Origin of the sequence: Providencia sp. R33, assembly GCF_019343475.1 — a bacterium.
Taxonomy (GTDB): Bacteria; Pseudomonadota; Gammaproteobacteria; order Enterobacterales; family Enterobacteriaceae; genus Providencia.
This window is the reverse complement of sequence record NZ_CP072453.1, coordinates 1,166,073-1,190,176: the sequence shown is the minus strand read 5'-3', so window position 1 is coordinate 1,190,176 and position 24,104 is coordinate 1,166,073. Positions and strand designations below refer to the sequence as shown.

Annotated in this window: 15 protein-coding genes and 1 pseudogene; 14 read left to right on the top strand and 2 right to left on the bottom strand. The window is 44.2% G+C overall.

Translation table 11 applies throughout. The annotated features are described in order from the left end of the window. The first annotated feature begins 241 nt into the window (after window positions 1–241). The 7 genes and pseudogenes from purM to J6836_RS05410 all read left to right on the top strand — a co-directional run bounded on the left by purM (window position 242) and on the right by J6836_RS05410 (window position 10,004). A complete protein-coding gene (gene purM / locus J6836_RS05440; RefSeq protein ID WP_219247508.1) occupies window positions 242–1,282 on the top strand; it encodes a phosphoribosylformylglycinamidine cyclo-ligase in 1,041 nt (346 codons plus the stop codon). Beyond that, on the top strand, window positions 1,282–1,920 hold the full coding sequence (purN, locus tag J6836_RS05435; protein ID WP_219247505.1) for a phosphoribosylglycinamide formyltransferase: 639 nt from the start codon (window positions 1,282–1,284) through the stop codon (window positions 1,918–1,920). The genes purM and purN overlap by 1 nt, the downstream gene beginning before the upstream one ends. A 246-nt stretch (window positions 1,921–2,166) precedes the next feature. After that, window positions 2,167–2,754, top strand: coding sequence for a spermidine N1-acetyltransferase (speG, locus tag J6836_RS05430; protein ID WP_219247503.1), 588 nt, complete (start codon window positions 2,167–2,169; stop codon window positions 2,752–2,754). A gap of 54 nt (window positions 2,755–2,808) precedes the next feature. After that, a complete protein-coding gene (gene ppk1, locus J6836_RS05425) occupies window positions 2,809–4,878 on the top strand; it encodes a polyphosphate kinase 1 (RefSeq protein ID WP_219247501.1) in 2,070 nt (689 codons plus the stop codon). Window positions 4,879–4,882: 4 nt separating this feature from the next. Continuing rightward, window positions 4,883–6,412, top strand: a complete 1,530-nt coding sequence (locus J6836_RS05420; protein WP_219247499.1) for an exopolyphosphatase — start codon at window positions 4,883–4,885, stop codon at window positions 6,410–6,412. Window positions 6,413–6,786: 374 nt separating this feature from the next. Next, window positions 6,787–8,058, top strand: a pseudogene (mgtE, locus tag J6836_RS05415) (magnesium transporter); the annotation flags it as partial. A gap of 590 nt (window positions 8,059–8,648) precedes the next feature. After that, window positions 8,649–10,004, top strand: coding sequence for an MFS transporter (locus J6836_RS05410; protein WP_219247495.1), 1,356 nt, complete (start codon window positions 8,649–8,651; stop codon window positions 10,002–10,004). Between the two features lie 66 nt (window positions 10,005–10,070). On the opposite strand, the gene J6836_RS05405 is transcribed toward J6836_RS05410, so the two are convergent. Further along, window positions 10,071–10,361 carry a hypothetical protein gene (locus tag J6836_RS05405; RefSeq protein ID WP_219247493.1) on the bottom strand — a complete coding sequence of 97 codons (291 nt, stop codon included), beginning with the start codon at window positions 10,359–10,361 and terminating at the stop codon, window positions 10,071–10,073. A gap of 399 nt (window positions 10,362–10,760) precedes the next feature. Here J6836_RS05405 and J6836_RS05400 point away from each other — a divergent pair, with 399 nt between their 5' ends. The 7 genes from J6836_RS05400 (at window position 10,761) to yegS (ending at window position 23,161) form a co-directional block, all read left to right on the top strand. Further along, the gene (locus tag J6836_RS05400; RefSeq protein ID WP_219247491.1) at window positions 10,761–12,011 is read left to right on the top strand and encodes an MdtA/MuxA family multidrug efflux RND transporter periplasmic adaptor subunit; all 1,251 of its coding nucleotides are present in this window, start codon (window positions 10,761–10,763) and stop codon (window positions 12,009–12,011) included. Continuing rightward, entirely contained in the window at window positions 12,011–15,133 is a 3,123-nt protein-coding gene (locus tag J6836_RS05395) for an MdtB/MuxB family multidrug efflux RND transporter permease subunit (protein ID WP_219247489.1), read from the top strand. Before J6836_RS05400 ends, J6836_RS05395 begins: the two co-directional genes overlap by 1 nt. Next, the gene (mdtC, locus tag J6836_RS05390; RefSeq protein WP_219247487.1) at window positions 15,133–18,234 is read left to right on the top strand and encodes a multidrug efflux RND transporter permease subunit MdtC; all 3,102 of its coding nucleotides are present in this window, start codon (window positions 15,133–15,135) and stop codon (window positions 18,232–18,234) included. Before J6836_RS05395 ends, mdtC begins: the two co-directional genes overlap by 1 nt. Further along, window positions 18,224–19,612: a two-component system sensor histidine kinase BaeS gene (gene baeS, locus J6836_RS05385; RefSeq protein ID WP_219247485.1), complete on the top strand. Its 1,389-nt coding sequence runs from the start codon at window positions 18,224–18,226 to the stop codon at window positions 19,610–19,612. Before mdtC ends, baeS begins: the two co-directional genes overlap by 11 nt. Before the next feature lie 2 nt (window positions 19,613–19,614). Further along, window positions 19,615–20,310, top strand: coding sequence for a two-component system response regulator BaeR (gene baeR / locus J6836_RS05380; protein WP_219247483.1), 696 nt, complete (start codon window positions 19,615–19,617; stop codon window positions 20,308–20,310). A gap of 126 nt (window positions 20,311–20,436) precedes the next feature. Next, window positions 20,437–21,822 (top strand): prephenate-dependent tRNA uridine(34) hydroxylase TrhP, encoded by a 1,386-nt coding sequence (gene trhP, locus J6836_RS05375; protein ID WP_219247481.1) that lies wholly within the window; start codon window positions 20,437–20,439, stop codon window positions 21,820–21,822. Window positions 21,823–22,261: 439 nt separating this feature from the next. Next, window positions 22,262–23,161, top strand: coding sequence for a lipid kinase YegS (gene yegS / locus J6836_RS05370; protein ID WP_219247478.1), 900 nt, complete (start codon window positions 22,262–22,264; stop codon window positions 23,159–23,161). A gap of 50 nt (window positions 23,162–23,211) precedes the next feature. On the opposite strand, the gene thiD is transcribed toward yegS, so the two are convergent. Beyond that, window positions 23,212–24,009, bottom strand: coding sequence for a bifunctional hydroxymethylpyrimidine kinase/phosphomethylpyrimidine kinase (gene thiD, locus J6836_RS05365; protein ID WP_219247476.1), 798 nt, complete (start codon window positions 24,007–24,009; stop codon window positions 23,212–23,214). Window positions 24,010–24,104 lie beyond the last annotated feature (95 nt).

The following is a 24,104-nucleotide window of genomic DNA, read 5'->3' as shown; positions in this document are numbered from 1 at the left end:
AACTTTTTTTAAAATAGTATACCCCATATCGGTTAAGTTGCATGTTGATGATCAACCGAATTTATTTTTTTGCCAATATTTAAATACCACTCACATTTCACCTTGTGAACACGCTCACTTTCTGCCATTTCCAGCCATAAGAATTTTCATTCACAAAGCTATCGCAAACGTTTGCTTTGCCTGTTAGAATACTGTCCATGATGTTATTTTTCTCAAAAATGTAATTGCCTTGGGGGCCGTAGTGACTGATAAAACCTCTCTCAGCTATAAAGATGCCGGTGTCGATATTGATGCAGGTAACGCACTGGTTGAACGTATTAAAGGTGTTGTAAAAGAAACGCGTCGTCCCGAAGTGATGGGGGGTCTTGGTGGGTTCGGTGCTTTATGTTCCCTGCCACAAAAATACCGCGAGCCTGTACTCGTTTCAGGCACCGATGGCGTTGGTACAAAGTTACGTCTGGCAATGGATTTAAAACGTCACGATTCAATCGGGATTGACCTTGTTGCCATGTGCGTCAATGACCTTATCGTTCAAGGGGCTGAGCCATTATTCTTCCTTGATTACTACGCAACAGGCAAATTAGACGTTGATACCGCTGCCAGCGTCATCACGGGAATTGCTGAAGGCTGTAAACAATCTGGTTGCGCATTAGTGGGTGGTGAAACCGCTGAAATGCCAGGCATGTACCACGGTGAAGACTATGATGTTGCAGGCTTTTGCGTCGGTGTGGTTGAACGCTCTGAAATCATTGATGGCAGCAAAGTCAGCGCTGGTGATGCACTAATCGCCCTCGCCTCAAGTGGCCCTCACTCAAACGGCTATTCATTAGTACGTAAAGTTTTAGAAGTTAGCAAAACGAACCCTGAAACTGAACAGTTAGATGGCAAATCATTGGCTGATCATTTATTAGAACCTACACGTATTTATGTGAAAAACGTGTTAGAGCTGATCGCAAAAAATGACATTCACGCGATTGCACACATTACGGGTGGCGGTTTCTGGGAAAATATCCCGCGCGTTCTGCCTGATAACACCCAAGCCATTATCGATGGTAGCAGCTGGCAATGGCCTTCTGTTTTCAGCTGGTTACAACACGCTGGTGATGTCACTACCCATGAAATGTACCGTACCTTTAACTGTGGTGTTGGCATCATCATTGCCCTGCCACAGAGTGAAGTCAACGCCGCATTAGCGTTATTAACATCACTGGGTGAAAATGCATGGCAAATTGGCTCCATCGGCCAATTACCTGCAGGTGAAGAGCAGGTTGTAATCCGCTAATGAAAAAAATCGTTGTTCTCATTTCTGGCAGCGGCAGTAACTTACAATCGATCATTGAAGGTTGCCAATCAGGCACCATAAAGGGTCGTATAGTTGCCGTAGTGAGCAACCAAAGCACGGCTTATGGGCTAGTGCGGGCACAGCAGGCAGGGATCCCTGCCGCTTGCCTTGATGCAAAAACGTATACAAATCGCCAAGCCTATGATGCGGCTTTATTAGCGCTTATTGAGCAATACCAGCCCGATTTGGTGGTCTTAGCTGGGTTTATGCGTATTTTATCCCCAGAATTTGTGACTCATTTCACAGGGAAATTACTCAACATTCACCCTTCTTTATTACCAAAATACCCTGGGCTACATACTCATCGTAAAGCCTTGGAAAATGGCGATCAAGAACACGGCACTTCCGTTCATTTTGTTACTGAGGAATTAGACGGTGGTCCTGTGATATTACAGGCTAAAGTACCCGTTTTTCCCGAAGATACAGAAGAAGACCTGATTGAACGAGTCAAAACGCAAGAGCATGCTATCTACCCTCTGGTTGTACAATGGTTTAGTGATAACCGCTTAACCATGGTTGAGGGTAAAGCCGTATTAGATGGTAAAACGCTCCCTCAACAGGGTTATGCTAACGAGTAGTTTATTTACACGGTTAAATAGCAAATTGAAGGGTGGAATTTCCACCCTTTTTATTGCGGAATAATTGATTAATAAACAACCACCGATCTGATTGTTTTTTCAGCGATTAACCACTTAACTCTGCATAAAGTGAACTATTCTTCAACAAGGGGATGATCTCTCTGTGTTATGTCATTATTTTATCTAAAATAAGTGGTATCCTTATTTAAGCGAAAAAAGTTTTTTCATAACCAATAGAGGTGTTTTATGACTACCGGGCAAGTTCATCCGTTTAGGTTGCGCCCACTTGAACGTGAAGATTTAGCGTTTATCCATCAACTTGATAACAATGCCAGTGTGATGCGCTACTGGTTTGAAGAGCCTTATGAGGCCTTTGTTGAGCTAAGTGATCTTTACGACAAACATATTCATGACCAATCCGAACGCCGTTTTATCGTTGAAAATGATAGCGAGAAAGTCGGGTTAGTTGAGCTGGTTGAAATTGATTATGTTCACCGCCGTTCTGAATTCCAAATTATTATTGCCCCGAGCCATCAAGGCCATGGGTATGCGAGCCGTGCAGCAAGACTGGCAATGGACTATGCTTTCTCTGTATTAAATTTATATAAACTTTATCTTATTGTTGATAAAGAAAATGTCAAAGCAATCCACATTTATAATAAACTTGGCTTCCATACTGAAGGTGAATTGATCGACGAGTTTTTTGTGAATGGTCGCTACCATACGGCTATCCGTATGTGCGTTTTCCAACAGCAATATTTTGCGATGAAACAGCAATCAGAGAACCCAGAAAGCGTCATCGCACAAGATAAAGCAATTAAGCATCACATTTAGTTAACTGGCTGATACAATCGCCATTAAGCAACAAGCGTCTAATACGGAGTCAGAATGTCCCAAGAACGTCTCTATCATGAAAAAGAGCTCAGCTGGCTGTCTTTTAACGAGCGCGTTTTGCAAGAAGCCGCCGATAAGCGTAACCCGCTGATTGAGCGAATGCGTTTTTTGGGCATTTATTCCAATAACTTAGACGAATTTTATAAAGTGCGCTTTGCTGATGTAAAGCGCCGTATTTTAATCAACGAAGAGCGCGGCTCTGCCAGTGGTTCTCGCCATTTACTCAAGCGTATTCAATCAAAAGTCGCCAAACAAGAACAAGAATTTGACGTTTTATATAATGACTTACTGCTTGAAATGGCCCGTAACCAAATCTTCCTGATTAACGAGCGTCAAATTTCCCCGCGCCAACAAATCTGGCTACGCCAGTATTTTCGCCAAAATTTACGCCAGCACATTACACCGATTTTAATCAATCCCGATACGGATTTAGTTGAGTTTCTAAAAGATGACTATACCTATCTTGCGGTTGAAATTATTCATGGTAATGATATTCAATATGCGCTGTTAGAAATCCCATCGGATAAAGTCCCGCGATTTGTTAATCTCCCACCTGAGATGCCAAAACGCCGCAAATCCATGATTTTGATTGATAACATACTTCGTTATACGCTAGACGAAATTTTCAAAGGCTTTTTCGATTACGATGAACTTAATGCGTATTCAATGAAAATGACCCGTGACGCCGAATACGATATCGCGACTGAAATGGAATCCAGCTTACTGGAGATCATGTCGTCAACATTAAAACAGCGCCTAACTGCAGAGCCTGTACGTTTTGTTTATCAACGAGATATGCCAGATGAAATGGTTGCCTTATTGCGGGAGAAATTAGGGTTATCCAACGATGACTCCGTCATTGCTGGTGGCCGTTATCATAATTTCAAAGATTTTATTAATTTCCCCAATGAAGGAAATAAAAATTTATTAAACAAGCCACTCCCCCGTTTACGCCACCGCTGGTTTGATAATTTCCGTAACGGTTTTGATGCTATTCGTGAGCGGGATGTACTGTTGTATTATCCGTATTACACCTTCGAACATACCTTGGAGTTATTGCGCCAAGCCTCATTCGACCCAAATGTGTTATCCATCAAAATCAATATTTACCGTGTAGCGAAAGAGTCGCGCATCATCGATTCGGTGATCCACGCGGCGCACAACGGTAAAAAAGTTACCGTTGTCGTTGAATTACAAGCGCGTTTTGATGAAGCGGCAAACATCCATTGGGCGAAGCGACTTACAGAAGCGGGTGTCCACGTCATTTTCTCCGCGCCGGGCCTGAAAATTCACGCTAAATTATTTATTATCTCCCGTATGGAAGAAGGCCAAATTGTTCGCTACGCCCACATTGGTACGGGGAATTTCAACGAAAAAACCGCGCGGTTGTACACCGACTACTCCTTGTTAACGGCTAACGAGCAAATTACCAATGAAGTGCGCCGTGTGTTTAGCTTTATTGAAAACCCATATCGCCCTGTCACCTTCGATAATTTGATGGTTTCACCGCAAAATACGCGAACAAAATTAACGGCGTTAATTGACCAAGAAATTGCCAATGCCCTTGAAGGCTTACCAAGTGGCATCACATTAAAAATTAACAACTTAGTTGATAAAGAACTCACTGATAAGCTTTATGATGCTTCCAATGCAGGGGTGAAAATTCGCCTGTTAGTTCGCGGCATGTGTTCACTCGTGGCTGGGCAAGCGGGTTACAGTGAAAATATTCAAGTCACCAGCATTGTTGACCGCTTTTTAGAACATGACCGTGTTTACGTTTTTGCCAATGCTGGTGATGACAAAGTCTTTATTTCTTCAGCGGATTGGATGACGCGAAACATTGACTACCGAATTGAAGTCGCTGTTCAATTAGTCGATCCCCTTTTAAAACAACGGGTTTTGGATATTCTGGAATTACAATTTAGTGATACGGTAAAAGCGCGTTATGTTGACAAAGATTTAAGTAATCATTATGTTCCCCGCGGCAACAAGCGAAAAATTCGTTCTCAGATTGCCATTTATGAACATTTGAAATCACTTGAAACGCCAGATACCCGAGCTTGATACTATGCCAATAACAACATCATCAGCACCAAGACCCCAAGAAATTGCGGCCATTGACCTAGGTTCAAATAGCTTTCATATGGTGATTGCGCGCGTCGTCAATGGTGCGCTCCAAGTGCTTACTCGCCTAAAAAAACGGGTTCATCTTGCTGATGGACTCAGTGATACCAATGAATTAAGCGAAGAAGCGATGGAGCGAGGGCTTTCCTGTTTGGCATTATTCGCTGAACGTTTACAAGGATTTTCGCCTGATAACGTCTGCATTGTCGGTACCCACTCTTTACGTGTCGCTACCAATGTGAAAGATTTTTTGCAACGCGCAAAAGAGATCATGCCCTATCCTATTGAAATTATTTCTGGGCAAGAAGAAGCACGTTTAATTTTCATGGGTGTCGAACACACCCAACCAGAAAAAGGCCGAAAATTGGTTTTAGATATTGGTGGTGGCTCCACTGAAATTGTCATCGGTGAAAAATTTGAGCCATTATTAATAGAAAGCCGACGTATGGGCTGTGTCAGCTTTGCAAAAAGCTATTTTCCCAATGAAACCATCACACCTGAATTTTTTAACCGTGCCTACCTCGCGGCTTGCTTAAAATTAGAAAGCACCGCCATCCTGTTTAAAAAATACACGTGGGATGTAGCAATGGGTGCGTCAGGTACGATTAAAGCTGCACACAGTGTTTTATTGGAACTTGGCTATAAAGACGGGATTATCACCCGTGAACGCCTTGCTGAAATCAAAGGCATGGCTTTGAAATATAAATCTTTTTCTTCGCTAGATATTCCAGGCCTTTCCAATGAACGCAAACAGGTGTTTGTTCCTGGTTTAGCTATTTTGCTCGCCGTGTTTGATTCCTTGGATATTAAAGAATTACGTTTGTCCGATGGCGCCCTGCGTGAAGGGGTTTTATATGAAATGGAAGGCCGTTTTCGCCACCAAGATATCCGCCAGCGCACCGCCTTAAGCCTTGCCGAACACTATAATATTGATAGAGAGCAAGCAAAACGCGTACTGAAAACGATGGAAGAACTTTATTACCAATGGGGACAGCAGAACCCTAAGCAGCTCAACCCACAGTTGGAATCTATCCTAATTTGGGCTGTGATGCTCCATGAAGTAGGTTTAAGTATTAACCACAGCGGCATGCACCGGCACTCGGCTTATATCCTACAAAATACCAATTTGCCCGGTTTTAACCAAGAACAGCAGCTTTTGTTAGCCACACTGGTTAGAAACCATCGACGTGCCATAAAGTACGATGATATCCCTAAGTTTAACTTATTTAAACGCAAACAATTTATGCCGTTAATTCAGATTTTACGGCTCGCTATCTTATTAAATAATCAACGACAATCCACCACCACCCCTTCATCACTGCGCATTGAAACTGATGATGGGTATTGGACACTTTATTTACCGGCTGAATATCTTGAGCAGAATGCCTTGATGTTACTGGATTTAGAAAAAGAAAGTGGCTACTGGGAAGAGGTTCCTGGGTGGTCATTAAGTATATGTGCAGAGAATGAATAACTTTCAGCCATTATTGTGGTGATTTCTTCTTATTTTTTTCACGCTAAGCGCGGAAATCACTGCCTGTTTAGCGCGACTATTTGATATATTATTCAAATGGGCGACAATAATGATAATAAATTTCGTCCGCTCGCAGACGAATTAATAAAACGCGCTTCGGCGCGGCTATTGTTTTAAGGATTAAAATGTCACAATCTGCTTTCTCAAACGATGTGGGGCCAATGGTTAACCCGCACTCACAAAAGCTGGCACACATTCGCCAGCAGATCCTGACGCTTTTTTTAGATGACGAAGAATTCGTCCATGCGCTTGTTGAAAATGATCAACACGTCAGTATTGATGACAAAGCAATTAGTGAAAAGATCAGTACTGTTAAAGAATTACTCCTTGATTTACACACCGCGGATATCGCCGATATTTTAGAAATGCTCCCTTACGATGAGCGTCTCGCCTTATGGCGTTTGGTTGATAACAACGAACGCGGTGAAGTGCTTGTCGAGGCCTCCGTTTCTGTGTGGGACAGCCTGATTAAAGACATGTCGGATAGAGAACTACTACGTGCAGTCGCTAGCCTACATGTGGATGAACAAGCTTATATTGCCGAACACCTGCCGCGCGATACCATGCGCCGCTTACTCACCTATTTAGAACCAAGCCTACGCAGCCGTATTCGTGAAGTTTTACAATACGCAAAAGACAGCGTTGGCCAAATGATGGATTTCGAATTCGTTACCGTGCGCCCAAATGTGGCGTTAAAAACGGTTCAACGCTATTTGCGTCAACGTGGCAAAATTCCAGAAGCCACGGATAAAATCTTCGTCGTCGATAATAACAATTATCTGCAAGGGGAATTACCCTTAACCACCATTTTGACGCAATCTCCCGATAAAATCGTCGCGGATGTAATGAAAACAGATACGGTCACCTTCTTGCCTGATGAAAAAGGGGAAGATGCAGCAAGTGCGTTCGAACGGTATGACTTAATTTCTGCGGCTGTTGTTGACAGTAACGGCTTGTTGATGGGGCGTCTAACCGTTGAAGACATTGTTGATAATATTAGCGAAGAAAATGATAACAGCATTCGTCGTATGGGGGGTTTAAGCCCTGAAGAAGACGTCTTTGCCCCTGTTGGTCAGGCGGTTAAAACCCGTTGGACATGGCTGGCAATCAACCTATGTACGGCTTTCGTCGCATCCCGCGTAATTGGTGTGTTTGAAGACACCATCTCTCAGTTGGTTGCTCTCGCCACGTTGATGCCTATTGTGGCAGGGATTGGGGGGAACACGGGTAACCAAACCATCACCATGATCGTGCGGGCAATCGCGCTCCATCAAATTCAAAGTGGTAGTTTCTCTTTCTTAATGCTTAGGGAGCTGGGCGTCGCCTTTATCAACGGTATTGTCTGGGGCGGTATCATGGGGGTTGTCACCTATTTCCTCTATGGCGACCTCGCAATGGGTGCTGTCATGACGCTTGCGATGGTACTAAACCTATTGATGGCCGCGATTATGGGTGTGCTTATCCCACTGATTATGATCAAAATGGGTAAAGACCCTGCCATTGGTTCTAGCGTGATGATCACCGCAATCACCGATACTGGCGGTTTCTTTATTTTCCTCGGTCTTGCGACCCTATTCTTAGTATAATATTTGTTCGTGCATGCTCAATGATAGCTTCAGAGCATGCACGGTTTATAAAATTCCGCCATTACCCATCAAAACCGCACAAACATTCCAAATCAAACTCAAAAAACAAATTACTTTACGATGTATTTATTATTTTATTAGCGTGTTCAGCTATTACATTCATTAAAAAAAATATTCAATTAATTATATTTAGTGCTTAATTCATTATATTAAATAGTAAGAAATTATTAAATTAATCATAATTAGCTAAATATATTGCCATTTTAAATATACGATATTCTGCAAATTACGTATTCATAACATCATATAAGGTTATTTATACCCATATTAGATGTTAAGTCTTAACAAAGAAAACTAATAGGAATGTTATGCTTGTTTTCAGTGTTGCGGTTTACAGAATATAGAATTTCCTGCTATAAATATGAGTATGCAAAAAGATACTGTGTATTGAACTACGTTATACCCATCCAACGTTTTCGACCTCTTATCTGCACCCAATAAATATGATTGGCTCATTATTTTGAGTAAATGCTTGTTACCCTGAATTTATATCATCGTGGTATTTTCAGGTATTTTAGAAGGATAGTACTATGACATCGCAAACAGCTAGCCAGCCCTCGGCACGACCTTTGGGCAAAGAAGATTATAAAACTTTAGGCTTGTCCTCTTTGGGCGGCACATTGGAATTTTATGATTTCGTTATTTTCGTCTTTTACGCGAAAATTATTTCTCAGCTCTTTTTCCCTGGGGATAATGAATTTCTCGCGCTAATGGCGACACTTGGCTTGTTTGCTGCGGGTTACCTCGCTCGCCCACTTGGCGGCATTATTATGGCTCACTTTGGTGACAAAATTGGCCGTAAAAAAATGTTCACCTTAAGTATTTTCTTGATGGCGTTTCCAACGTTTGTCATCGGTTTCTTGCCAACATTTGAAACAATTGGTGCTGCTGCGCCACTGTTATTATTGTTAATGCGTATTATGCAAGGTGCTGCTATCGGTGGTGAAATGCCAGGCGCATGGGTATTTATTGCTGAACATACGCCGAAACAACGCTACGGCTTAGGTGTTGGTACGTTAACATCAGGGATCACTGGTGGTATCTTACTGGGCTCAATCGTTGCGATTATCATCGAACGCACCTATACCGCTGCTGAAGTGCATGATTTTGCATGGCGTATTCCGTTTATCTTAGGTGGTGTTTTTGGCTTTATCTCTGTGTATTTACGTCGTTTTTTACAAGAAACACCTATTTTTAAAGAGTTAGCGGCGAAAAAAGCGTTATCCCAAGAATTACCAGTAAAAACCGTCATTAAATCCCATAAACAAGCCTGTATGATCACCGCTGCGCTGACATGGTCATTATCCACCGCCATTGTTGTTACGATTTTGATGACACCGGATGTGGTTTTAAAAGGCATCTACAATATTGACCGTAACATTGCATTGCAAGCAAACTGCGCTGCGACATTAACTTTAACATTAGGTTGTATTTTCTGGGGTTGGTTAGGGGATAAAACAGGTACGCGCACCTCAATGACCTTGTCATGGGGCGGCTTGGCTGTCACCGCGATTTATTTCTATTCGTCGTTATCAACAGATATTGCTGCCAATACTTTAATCTTTAACTATGGGTTGATGGGCTTCTTTGTCGGTGCAATTGCAACAACACCAATTATCAGCACCCGTGCGTTCCCACCTGAAATTCGTTATTCAGGCCTGTCGTTCGCTTATAACGTTGCCTACGCTATCTTTGGTGGCTTAACCCCAATCTTAACAGGTGCATGGTTACAACAATCTCACATGGCCCCAGCGTATTATGTCGCAGGCGTGTCATTATTAGCGGTTGCCGTTGCATTCTTACCACTGTCTTGGAAAGGTTGGACTGCAAAAGAAAACCAAACAGATGATCGTGCACCTGTATTAAATACCAGTGCCACTCAGTAGTTAATCTGTTATACACCAGTGAAATGGCCTCTATTTAAACAGAGGCCATTTTTATTTATAGGCTGATTACAAAGTTGCGATTGGTAATGCAAAAGCCATTTCTAAATAATTAACCTCTACAGGTGCTTGATTTGTGACGCTGTCATCTTGTTTAAAATGTGCAGAGGTGGACACCAAAGCCTCCAATTGTTGGATATCTTTTGCTGCTTGATTAAAGAAACCTTGGATGCTGCCGCCAATCTCTGCAATTTCAGCGTCTAAACCTGCCGTAACTACGCCCTTTTCAGTTTTATTTTTTGCAGTATTTGCCATTTCATACGCCATTTCAGCGAAGTTCATCATATCGAGTAACGCCATAAATAAAATCCTTTTATTCTATTGAGTTAAGTTAATTCCTTTGTGCTGTGCACACTGACACAATATTATTTCTGCTCTTTTTTAACTAATTTTATGTTTATATAAACTGATATAATTCATATCCAAATTATATTAGAAAAACCTAATCCACTGAATTTAAATGATAATTTTTCTCATTTAAAATATTAGAGATTGTCCTAAAAATAATTTGTCCGTTTTACATGACAAATCCCTGTGTTTTCCGCCACATAAATTGACACTTATTCATAATTCCTCCATTTTTCTTTGTACCTATCAGGCTAAACTATTAGTATGTGTAACTGACTCTTTTCAGTTAGTTTTTTGCCTCAAAGCCAGACTAATTTTATCCACTCTTTTGAGTTAAGCGAATGACCAAAAATGAATAAGCAAAATCGCCGCAAATCTTTTACTCGCTCTGCTATTTTTGTTGCCATCATTGTGGCAGCCGGAGCCACTTGGTATTTTTACAACCAAGAAAAAACTGCAGATACGCCTAACTCAAGCACAGTTGCCAAACCCAACTCTCAACGCAGTGCAATGGGGCGTCCACCTCGCGTGTTAGCACCTGTACAATTTGCTGTTGCAGAACAAAAAGTCGTTCCACGGTTTTTATCGGGCTTAGGAACAGTTCAAGCGGCCAATGTAGTGACCGTCACCAGCCGCGTTGAAGGGCAATTGATGAAGCTCTATTTTACCGAAGGGCAATATGTCAATGCAGGAGACTTACTTGCACAGATTGACCCTCGCCCGTTTGAAGTACAATTAGCCCAAGCAGAAGGCCAGCTCGCAAAAGATAAAGCAACACTTGCCAATGCCCAATTGGATTTAGCGCGCTACCAGAAATTAGCAGGTACAAAAGTCATTTCACAACAAGAACTGGATAACCAGCGTGCGTTAGTATTGCAAGCCCAAGGCAGTATTAAAGTTGACCAAGCCGCCGTCGACAGCGCCAAACTGCAATTAACTTACAGCAAAATCACCGCCCCTATCTCAGGTCGCGTAGGGTTAAAACAAGTGGATGTGGGGAATTTTGTTTCGTCAGGGACGTCAACGCCGATTGTGGTGATCACCCAAACTCAACCTGCGGATGTGCTTTTTGCGTTACCTGAAGGGGACATCCCAGCAATCCAACAAGCCCAAGCAGCCAGTAAAAATGTGCTGATTGAAGCGTGGGACCGTAATAATATTGCACTGATTGCCCGCGGCGAATTGCTCAGTACCGATAACCAAATTGATGCCGCGACAGGCACATTAAAAATTAAAGCACGCTTCACCAATGAAGAACAAAAATTGTTCCCGAACCAATTTGTTAATGTGAAGATGCAGGTCGAAACCCTGCAAAATGCCGTGGTTATCCCTACCGCCGCATTGCAAATGGGTAATGAAGGCCATTATGTGTGGATCCTCAGTGATGATAACAAAGTCAGCAAGCATACCGTAACTGTGGGCATACAAGACAGCCAACAAGTGGTGATTGAAAGTGGTTTAGCTGCTAATACAAAAGTCATTACAGACGGCGTTGATAAACTCACAGATGGTACCACCGTTGAGGTCGTTACCCCTGAAAGCCTAGCCAAAAAAGACAAAGAACCTCGCAAAGGTAAACCGTCTAGCGCGGAGAAAGCGTAATGCGGCCTGAAATGTTGAAAGGCGGCGGCCCTTCTCGCCTATTTATCTTGCGCCCTGTCGCCACCACCTTATTTATGGTGGCTATTTTACTGGCAGGGATCATTGGCTATCGCTTCTTACCTGTTTCCGCCTTACCTGAGGTCGATTACCCAACAATTCAGGTTGTAACCCTGTACCCCGGTGCAAGCCCTGATGTCATGACCTCGGCGGTTACCGCTCCCCTTGAAACCCAGTTTGGGCAGATGTCAGGTTTGAAACAGATGTCATCCCAAAGCTCAGGTGGCGCGTCCGTCATCACCTTGATGTTCCAACTTTCATTGCCATTAGAAGTTGCCGAGCAAGAAGTGCAAGCTGCAATTAATTCCGCCAGCAGTCTACTTCCATCGGATTTACCTTATCCACCGATTTATAATAAAGTGAACCCTGCGGATCCGCCTGTTTTAACGCTGGCAGTAACATCCGATGCGATGCCACTCACGCAGGTGCAAGATATTATTGAAACGCGTATTGCACAGAAGATTTCCCAAGTTAATGGCGTTGGTTTAGTGACGCTCGCGGGTGGTCAGCGCCCCGCTGTCCGTGTGAACCTGAACCCACAGGCGATGGCCGCCAAAGGGCTGGACAGCGAAACCATCCGTGTCGCCATTAATAATGCTAACGTCAACTCTGCCAAAGGAAGTTTTGACGGTCCAACACGCGCAGTAACTCTTTCTGCCAATGACCAAATGAAATCCCTTGATGATTACCGCAAGTTAATTGTGGCATTCCAAAATGGCGCACCGGTGCGCCTTGGGGACATTGCGACCATTAAAGAAGGTGCTGAAAATGCCTATTTGGGGGCATGGGCAAACAACGAGCAAGCTATCGTGATTAACGTTCAGCGCCAACCTGGTGCGAACGTTATTGAAACCACAGATACTATCCGTGCATTATTGCCTGAGCTGATTGAAAGCCTGCCTAAATCCGTTAATGTTGATATTTTAACGGATAGAACCAGTACCATTCGCGCGTCAGTCAACGACGTGCAATTTGAGTTGATGTTAGCTATCGCGCTGGTTGTGATGGTTATTTATCTCTTTTTACGCAACGGTATTGCCACGTTAATTCCCGGTATTGCGGTTCCCCTTTCATTAGTGGGCACCTTTGCAGTGATGTATTTTTGCGGATTTTCCGTGAATAACTTGACGTTAATGGCGCTAACCATCGCCACTGGCTTTGTGGTGGACGATGCGATTGTGGTGATCGAAAATATCTCCCGCTATTTAGAAAAAGGGGATAAACCGCTGGTTGCCGCATTAAAAGGCGCAGGTGAAATCGGTTTTACCATTATCTCCCTGACCTTCTCCCTTGTCGCAGTATTAATCCCGCTGCTGTTTATGGGGGATATTGTTGGCCGCTTATTCCGTGAGTTTGCCATTACCCTTGCTGTCGCTATTTTAATTTCAGCGGTGGTGTCCCTCACCCTAACCCCGATGATGTGCGCACGGTTATTAAAGCCCGAATCTCAGCATAAACATAACCGTTTTGAGTTAGCGTGTGAGCGATTCTTTGACCGCATGGTGGCTGGTTATGCCGTTTGGCTGAAGCGAATTTTAAACCACCAGTGGCTCACGCTGTCCGTTGCACTCGGCACCATGGTGCTTACCGTTTTGCTGTATATGTGGATCCCAAAAGGCTTCTTCCCATTGCAAGATAGCGGCATTATTCAAGGCTCTATTGAAAGTCGGCAGTCCATTTCGTTTTCTGCGATGGCGCAAAAACAGCAAGAAGTTGCAAACAAGCTCCTTGCCGACCCTGCGGTTGACAACGTCACAACCTACGTTGGTGTTGATGGCACAAACGCAACACTGAATAACGCACGCATTCAAATCACCTTAAAGCCCCTTGATGACCGTGAAGATCGCGTGGTGGCCATTATTGCTCGCTTGCAACAATCCGTTGATAACATTGCTGGGGTGAATTTATACCTGCAACCAATGCAAGATTTAACTATCGATACGCAAGTTGCTCGTACTCAATATCAATTCACCCTGCAAGCCGGTACTCTCGACGAGTTGTCGACGTGGGTACCTAAGTTGATGAGTGAATTAGAGCAGCAGCCTGAATTGACCGACGTGAGTAGCGATTGGCAAAATAAAGGGTTAGTCGCTTACGTGAATGTTAACCGTGATACGGCAAGCCGTTTTGGCATTACCATGTCATCCATCGATAACGCGCTGTACAATGCCTTTGGTCAGCGCATGATCTCGACCATTTACACCCAATCGAATCAATATCGCGTTATTTTAGAGCATGATACGCAAACTCGTGATGGCATGGATGCCCTGAATGATATTCGCTTAAAAGGCACTGATGGCGCCATTGTGCCACTGAGCACCTTAGTGAATATTCAAGAAGGTTATGGCTCATTAGCGATTAATCATCTTGACCAATTCCCAGCCGTTACCTTCTCATTTAATGTGGCCGATGGTGCATCTCTGGAATCTGCCGTCAACGCGGTTAAGCACGCAGAATCACAAATTTCGATGCCAAAATCCATCACCACACAATTCCAAGGTGCAACGTTAGCCTTTGAAGCCGCCTTAAGCAGTACCATTTGGTTAATCGCAGCCGCGATTGTGGCGATGTATATCGTACTGGGTATCTTATACGAAAGTTTTATTCACCCAATTACCATTCTTTCCACCTTACCGACTGCAGGCGTGGGGGCACTTCTTGCCTTAATGATGGCAGGAAAAGACCTCGATGTGATCGCGGTAATAGGGATTATCTTATTGATTGGTATCGTGAAAAAGAACGCCATCATGATGATTGACTTTGCACTCGCCGCAGAACGAGAGCAAGGCATGTCGCCATATGATGCCATTTATCAAGCTTGTTTATTACGTTTCCGCCCAATATTGATGACAACTATGGCTGCGCTGCTAGGTGCATTGCCATTAATGCTCAGTACGGGTGTCGGGGCTGAATTGCGCCAACCACTGGGGATTTGTATGGTAGGCGGTTTGATTATGAGCCAGATCTTAACGCTGTTCACTACCCCAGTTATTTATTTGTTATTTGACCGTTTGTCACATTACTTAAAAGCACGCCGTCAAATGAATAAGACGCAGGTGTCGTAATGAAACGCTTTTTTGCCCTGTTTATTAGCCGCCCCGTTGCCACCACGCTGATTAGTGTGGCTATTACCTTGTGCGGTGCATTAAGCTTTCTCTTTTTGCCTGTCGCGCCGCTTCCCCAAGTGGACTACCCCGTGATTAACGTGACAGCGTCACTTCCTGGGGCATCACCTGAAACCATGGCATCTTCTGTTGCAACCCCTTTAGAACGCTCATTAGGCAGTATCGCAGGGATCAGCGAGATGACCTCAAGCAGCGCGCTGGGTCGCACCACCATTACCCTTGAATTTAACCTCGATAAAGATATCAATAACGCGGCCCGTGAAGTCCAAGCCGCCATTAATGCCGCCCAAACCCTGTTACCTAGCGGCATGCCGAGCCGTCCGCGTTACTACAAATCGAACCCATCCGATGCGCCTATCATGATTTTAACCATGACATCGCAAACTATGGGGACGGGGGAAATTTATGATATCGCCTCAACGCGCCTTGCCCAGCGCATTGCGCAAATTGAAGGGGTCAGTGAAGTGTCTGTGGGCGGGGGCTCCCTTCCCGCTGTGCGTGTCGAATTAAACCCAACCGCTTTATTCAACCAAGGTGTCTCCCTTGATGCCGTGCGCTCAGCCATTAGCAGCGCTAACGTACGTCAACCCCAAGGCTATATTAACGATAACGAAAAACGCTATCAGGTCCAAACTAACGATGAGCTGAAAAAAGCCGCCGATTATCGCCCTATTATTGTCCACTATAAGGCAGGTAATGCGGTTAAGCTCAGTGATGTCGCCAATGTAAAAGATTCCATTGAAAACGTTCGTGCCGCGGGTATGGCTGATGGCAAGCCGGCTATCTTGATTGTTATTCGCCGTGAAGCGGGTGCCAATATCATTGAAACCGTCAACCGTATACGGGCTGAAATCCCCGAATTTAGAGATATGATCCCCGCCGCTATTGACCTCAAAGTCGCACAAGATAGGACGCCGACCATTCGCGCTTCCCTTGCGGAAGTGGAACGCGCCCTGTTAATCGCCGTCGCGCTGGTCATTTTAGTGGTTCTACTATTCCTGCGCTCTGGGCGTGCCACCTTAATTCCTGCTATTGCCGTGCCCGTTTCATTAATTGGGACTTTTACTGCCATGTATTTATGTGGCTTTAGCCTTAACAATCTTTCATTGATGGCGTTAACTGTTGCCACCGGCTTTGTGGTCGATGATGCCATAGTGGTTCTGGAGAATATCTCCCGTCATATTGAAAATGGTATGAAGCCCTTTATGGCCGCTGTCAAAGGGGTACACGAAGTCGGTTTTACTGTGGTTTCCATGAGTATCTCCTTAGTGGCGGTGTTTATCCCACTCCTCTTAATGGATGGATTGGTTGGGCGGCTTTTCCGTGAGTTTGCAATCACCCTTGCGACCGCTATTGGGATCTCGTTGGTTGTATCTCTCACCCTGACCCCGATGATGTGTGCCTATTTGCTCAAAAAGCAGCGTAAAAAAGTTAAGGCCAAATACCGTGGTTTTGGACGTATTTTGCTGTGGATTCAAGAACGCTATGGCGTTGCACTAAACTGGGTGTTAAACCACCGTCGCAGCGTATTAGCCATTTTGTTTGCCACTATTGGCCTCAATGTTTATTTATATATTACTGTTCCTAAAGCCTTTTTCCCTGAACAAGATACAGGCCGTGTTTTGGGCTTTGTCCGTGCTGACCAAAGTATCTCGTTCCAATCGATGAAAGAAAAAATGACCCGCTTTATGGAGCAGGTTAAAGAAGACCCAGCAATCGATAATGTGACGGGTTTTACAGGTGGTAGCCGCGTTAACAGTGGCTTTATGTATATCTCTCTGAAACCACTTGGGGAGCGTACCGAAAACTCAGCGACTGTTATCAACCGTTTACGTGCCAAACTTGCCAATGAGCCGGGGGCAAACTTGTTTATGATGCCGGTACAAGATATCCGTGTCGGCGGCCGCCAAGCAAATGCCAGCTACCAATTTACCTTGCTTGCCGATGAGCTCAATGCACTAAGAGATTGGGAGCCTGCAATCCGTAAAGCATTAGGCGAACTACCACAGTTAACCGACGTGAACTCCGATAAAGAAGACAAAGGCGCGGAAATGGCCATCACTTATGACAGAGACCTAATGGCACAATTAGGGATCGACGTACGTGAAGCCAACAGCTTGTTGAATAACGCCTTTGGTCAACGCCAAGTTTCCACCATCTATGAAGCCATGAACCAATATAAAGTGGTGATGGAAGTCGCTCCTGAATATACCCAAGATGTCAGTGCTCTTGACAAAATGTTTGTGATTAACAAAACCGGGCAAGCTATCCCCCTCGCCTACTTTGCCCGTTGGCAACCTGCCAATGCGCCACTTAGTGTGAATCACCAAGGGTTATCTGCCGCATCCACCATCGGTTTTAACGTGGCAGATGGCTACACACTAAATGATGCGATGGTGGAAATTGAAAAAACCATGACAGCCCTTGGCGTGCCTTCGACTGTACGAGGCACCTTTGCCGGTACCGCGCAGGTTTTCCAAGAAACCTTGAAATCTCAGCTATTTTTAATTCTAGCTGCCATCGTTACAGTTTACTTAGTACTCGGTATTCTGTATGAAAGCTACATTCATCCGCTGACGATTTTGTCTACCTTACCCTCTGCGGGGGTCGGTGCATTATTAGCCTTAGAATTATTTGATACACCATTTAGTTTAATCGCCTTAATTGGCATCATGTTGCTTATTGGTATCGTGAAGAAAAATGCCATCATCATGGTGGACTTTGCGATCCAAGCCCAACGAACCGCGGGCTTAACGGCTCGAGAAGCCATTTTTCGCGCCAGCTTGTTGCGTTTTCGCCCAATTTTAATGACCACATTGGCGGCAATTTTTGGTGCTTTACCCTTAGTTTTAGGTAGCGGGGATGGCGCAGAATTACGCCAACCTCTAGGTATAACCATCGTCGGTGGTTTGATCATGAGCCAGCTGCTCACCCTCTTCACCACCCCCGTGGTCTATTTAAGCTTTGATAGCTTAAGACAGCGTTGGGCAAGCAGAAAAACAGCGTCACGCCTTAAAACGGAGAAACGCCATGAAGCTTAGGTTTAACAGTGTGAGTACCCGCCTATTTCTGGCTATCTTTGCCACCTGTTTGCTGCTTGTGGTGATCATGCACCAAGGCGTGCGCATGAGTTTCCAACATGGTTTTGTTGATTATATTAAAGAAAATGACCAACAACGAGTCGAGCAGGTATCCGCAGCCCTTGCGGAACAATATCAAGAAACAGGAAATTGGCGTTTTTTACTTGGTGATGAGCGCACTTTTTTCCGTATTTTGCGCTCAGTTGAACACCAACAACACCGCGGCCCCATGCGCCAACGCTGGCGGACGATATTTTGGGTCTATGACACCCAAGATAGACTGATTTTTGGTAACGATGCGCCACTGCCGAGTAAAGTGATCCGAGAACCTATCGTCACCGATGACGGGAAAACCGTGGGTTGGCTGGTTGCCAGCTATGAAGATGGTATCAGTAGCGCCCTTGACCGCCGCTTTGACAGCAAACAGCTGTATACCAGCTGGGTGATTGCGGGGCTGTCCCTGTTTGTGGCGCTGGTTGCCACTATTTTTCTAGCTCGCAGCTTTTTAAAACCAATCAAACGTTTACTTGAAGGCACTAACCAATTAGCACGTGGTGACTTTACCACTCGCGTACCTGAAGAAGGCCGAGACGAATTAGGCCAATTAGCGAAAGATTTCAACCACCTCGCCTCTACCCTCGAAAAAAATGAGCAAATGCGCCGTGATTACATGGCGGATATTTCCCATGAACTACGCACACCGCTATCCGTTTTACGGGGTGAGTTAGAAGCAGTGCAGGATGGAGTACGCCAAGCGACGCCGGAAACAATCAATTCTTTACTCAATGAGACCCACACGCTGATTAAACTGGTAAATGATTTGCATCAGCTATCGCTTTCTGACCGTGGTTCGCTGATTTACCGTAAGCAACCTATTGATATTATCCCCTTACTGGATATGGTTATCGGGCAATCACGTTGGCGTATTGAAGCTCAACAATTGACGATTTCGCGCCACTTTATTGAACATGCCATCGTGTTTGCTGACCCAGATCGCATTAATCAATTATTCTATAATTTGATGGAAAATAGCCTTCGTTATACTGATCCAGAGGGGCAAATTATCCTTGATGTCACGGAACAAAACCATCAATTGTCTATCGTTTGGCAAGATAGCGCACCGGGTCTAACAGCACTGCAATGCCAACATATTTTCGAACGTTTTTACCGTGCTGAAGGTTCCCGTAACCGTGCCAGTGGCGGCTCAGGTTTAGGGTTAGCCATTTGCTATAATATCGTTGAAGCGCATAATGGGACTATTACCGCAGCGCCTTCATCCCTTGGCGGTGTCAAAATCACTATCACACTACCGATACAATCTCAGGAAAAAGGGGTTTGATCATGGCAGAAAGTCACAGTGCCCATATTTTGATTGTGGAAGATGAACCTAAATTAGGCCAACTGTTATTTGATTACCTGCAAGCGGCAAATTACCGCCCCACCTTATTAAGCCGCGGTGATGAGGTTATTCCTTATGTACAAAATAACCATACTGACCTGATATTATTGGATTTAATGCTACCTGGGTTAGATGGGTTATCCGTTTGCCGTGAATTACGTAAATTCAGTGATGTGCCTATCGTGATGGTGACAGCAAAAACGGAGGAAATCGACCGCTTATTAGGGCTAGAAATTGGCGCTGACGACTATATTTGTAAGCCTTTTAGCCCACGGGAAGTGGTTGCGCGTGTTAAAACTATTTTACGCCGTTGCCAAGTTGCCATGGATCCAGCCCAATCCCATCATTCAACACAACTGATTATTGACGAAAATGCATTCCAAGTGCGCTATGGATCAAAATTGCTTGAACTGACCCCTGCTGAGTTTCGGTTGCTCAAATTTCTTTCCGATAATGCAGGTACCGTGTTCTCTCGCGATCAACTTCTCGACATTCTCTATGATGACCACCGCGTCGTCACAGACCGTACAATTGATAGCCACGTAAAAAACTTACGTCGCAAATTAGAGTCATTAGATAACGAAAAAACGTTTATTCGTTCAATTTATGGACTGGGCTATCGTTGGGATGACATTTAAACATTAAATAGACGTACTTTTATTAAGGGATATTTGGTTTTTAACGCAATTAGCGTTAAAATCACCGCCCTTAATACGCCATTTCCACTGAAATGGTGCTGACTTGATATCAGATAGAGACAAACCATGTTTACACCAGAGCTTTTATCCCCTGCCGGTTCATTAAAAAATATGCGCTATGCTTTCGCCTATGGCGCTGACGCTGTCTATGCAGGGCAACCCCGTTATAGCCTACGCGTTCGTAATAACGAGTTTAACCACGAAAATCTCGCCAAAGGCATTCAAGAAGCCCATGAACTGGGTAAGAAATTTTATGTGGTAGTAAATATCGCACCGCATAATGCCAAATTAAAAACCTTTATTCGTGACTTAACACCCGTTATCGAAATGTGCCCTGATGCACTGATTATGTCTGACCCCGGTCTGATTATGATGGTGCGTGAAGCCTTCCCTGATATGGATATTCATTTATCCGTTCAAGCAAACGCAGTTAACTGGGCATCGGTAAAGTTCTGGAAACAGATGGGACTGACGCGTGTGATCTTATCCCGCGAATTGTCTTTAGAAGAAATTGCAGAAATCCGCCAGCAAGTGCCAGATATGGAATTGGAAGTCTTCGTCCACGGTGCATTGTGCATGGCGTATTCAGGCCGTTGCCTGTTATCTGGCTACATTAATAAGCGTGACCCGAACCAAGGTACCTGCACCAACGCCTGCCGCTGGGAATACAAAGTGGAAGAAGGTAAAGAAGATGATGTGGGCAACATTGTTCATGTTCATGAGCCTATTCCCGTGCAAAACGTTGCGCCAACATTGGGTGCTGGCGCGCCAACTGATAAAGTGTTTATGATTGAGGAAGCCAAACGCCCGGGCGAATATATGACCGCGTTTGAAGATGAACACGGCACCTATATCATGAACTCTAAAGACCTTCGTGCCATTGAACATGTTGAAAACCTGACCAAAATGGGTGTTCATTCACTGAAAATCGAAGGCCGTACCAAATCTTTCTATTATTGTGCGCGCACTGCACAGGTTTATCGCCGTGCAATTGATGACGCCGTTGCGGGTAAACCGTTCGACCCAACGTTACTGTCTACCTTAGAAGGGTTAGCCCACCGTGGTTATACCGAAGGTTTCTTACGCCGCCATACCCATGATGCCTATCAAACTTACGAATACGGCTATTCTGTATCAGATACCCAGCAGTTTGTCGGCGAATTTACGGGTAAGCGCGTCAATGGCCTTGCAGAAGTTGACGTTAAAAATAAATTTAGCGTGGGCGATAGCTTAGAAATGATGACACCTGCGGGCAATATCGTATTTACCCTCGATGCCTTAACAAATCGCAAAGGTGAAGCTATCGATGTCGCCCCAGGTAATGGGCATGTAGTGTATCTGCCTATTCCTGACGATGTTGATATCAACTTTGGTTTGTTGATCCGTAACCTTGCAGGGACAACAACACGCGACCCGCACCAAACTCAGTCAGAAAACCACATTGCAAGCTAATACTTATCAATAATTTTCGATAAAAAACACATAATTATCTAGCCAAGAATTCGCAATCTAATCATTTGAATTTTTGGCTTTTTTATGGGTAATCGATAAGCCAGTTTCACTTTAAATGCCATTTCGCATTTGCGAATCATTCTCGTTATTGACATTTTCTTTGAAAAGTGCACTTAATATCCAATTTTATGCAACAGATCACATCAATTGGTTATTCAATATCGTATAGTCACTATCGAAAACGAAGAACTAGAAAGTCATAAAATAAGACTAGGAACCACCTCCTTGGCTGGCTCAATCTCCCTTGAGCTAGCCATTTCTTTTATCTAAACCTTTTATCTCCCTGACTTCCCTTCTGTAAAAAAGATAAAATATTTCCTTTACCAACGGCAATCCCCTTATACTCATTTTAGATAATAAACCATATGGATGAGTATTTATGATTAAATATCAGTCAGCTATGATTATTCTCAATGGCAAGCAATCAAATAACCCTGATTTACGTAAAGCCATCGCCCATTTGCGCCAAGAAAATTATTTAATTACAGTGCGAATTCCATGGGAAATGCAAGACACCCACGATTTTATTGCCGATGCCATCGAAAATAACATTGCCACTGTGATTGCCGCTGGTGGTGATGGCACTATTAATGCAGTTGCAAGTACACTCATGCAGTTTCCAGCTGAAAAGCGCCCTACTTTAGGCATCCTTCCTATGGGCACCGCAAATGACTTTGCAACCAGTGCAAATATTCCGTTAGATATTGAGTCCGCCTTATCCCTAGCAGTGAAAGGTAAAGCGGTTCATATTGATATTGCTCAGGTTAATGAAAAATACTTTTTTATTAACATGGCGACGGGCGGTTTTGGTACACGGATCACCACAGAAACCCCTGAAGCACTGAAATCCGCGCTTGGTGGTGCCGCTTATGTGATAAATGGTCTTTTACGCCCTGACACACTGAAAACCGATATCTGCCGTATTGAATCAGAAAATTTCACGTGGGAAGGTGAAACGCTGGTTATCGCAATTGGTAATGGGAAACAAGCAGGTGGAGGGCAACAACTGACGCCGCATGCACTCATCAACGATGGTAAACTGGATTTATTAATTGTTCCTTCACGAGACGTGCTACCCGCCTTAATAAGCAATTTATTTTCAACAGATAAAAATGAGCATTTAATTGAAAAAAGTTTAACGTGGGTAAAAATTTCTTCCCCTCACAATATGGTGCTAAACCTTGATGGGGAGCCGTTATCCGGGGATTCCTTTACCTTTCAAGTTCAAACAAATGCCTTACGGTGCAGGCTACCACCACAATGCCACCTATTAACCTAAACGGTTTAATATCAGGAAGCCTTGTTTGGGTTTCCTGATATTCATCTTGGTTACCACCATGAATGAAAATGATGGACAGGACCAATACCTTGCCCCACTTCTAGACTGTCCGCTTGTTCTAATGCGGCTTGCAAATAAGCTTTTGCCTCACTTACCGTTGATTGCCAGTCAAGATGACGTGGGCGCAATGCCGCTAACGCCGCAGACAACGTGCACCCCGTACCGTGTGTATTTTTCGTGTTAATGCGCACAGAGGTAAAGCGCCATTCCCCTTGTGGGGTAATGAGCCAATCAGGGCTTTGTGCATCTGTTAAGTGCCCCCCTTTCATCAGAACCGCTTGGCAGCCCTTCTCTAGGAGTTTATAGCCTTGTGCTAACATTTCACCTTCTGTTTGCGCCATTTTCTCATCTAACAATGCCGCCGCTTCCGGTAAATTTGGGGTGATTAATGAAACTAACGGTAATAATTGCTGACGCAATGCATCAACCGCATCAGGTAACAATAAAGGATCGCCACTTTTTGCAACCATCACGGTATCTAATACAACAAACGGGATCGGGTATTGTTTCAATGCGTTCGCCACAACCTCGACATTGGCTTGGTTAAATAACATACCAATTTTCGCGGTATCGATGCGCACATCACTGAGAACCGAGTCCAATTGTGCTGCCACGAACTGCGCAGGTAAATCCTGAACAGATTGCACGCCACGGGTATTTTGCGCCACCAATGCTGTCATCACGCTGGTTCCATAAGCCCCAAGCGCCGAAAAAGTTTTTAAGTCCGCTTGGACACCCGCCCCACCTGATGGGTCTGTTCCGGCAATGGTTAACGCGTTGATTCGCATGAGTGGCCCCCCTTCTTGATTAAAAAACACGTCAATATCATTGGTTTAAAACCTATCTTAAACCAAACAATCAAATTGCTTTGATTGTCTCATAA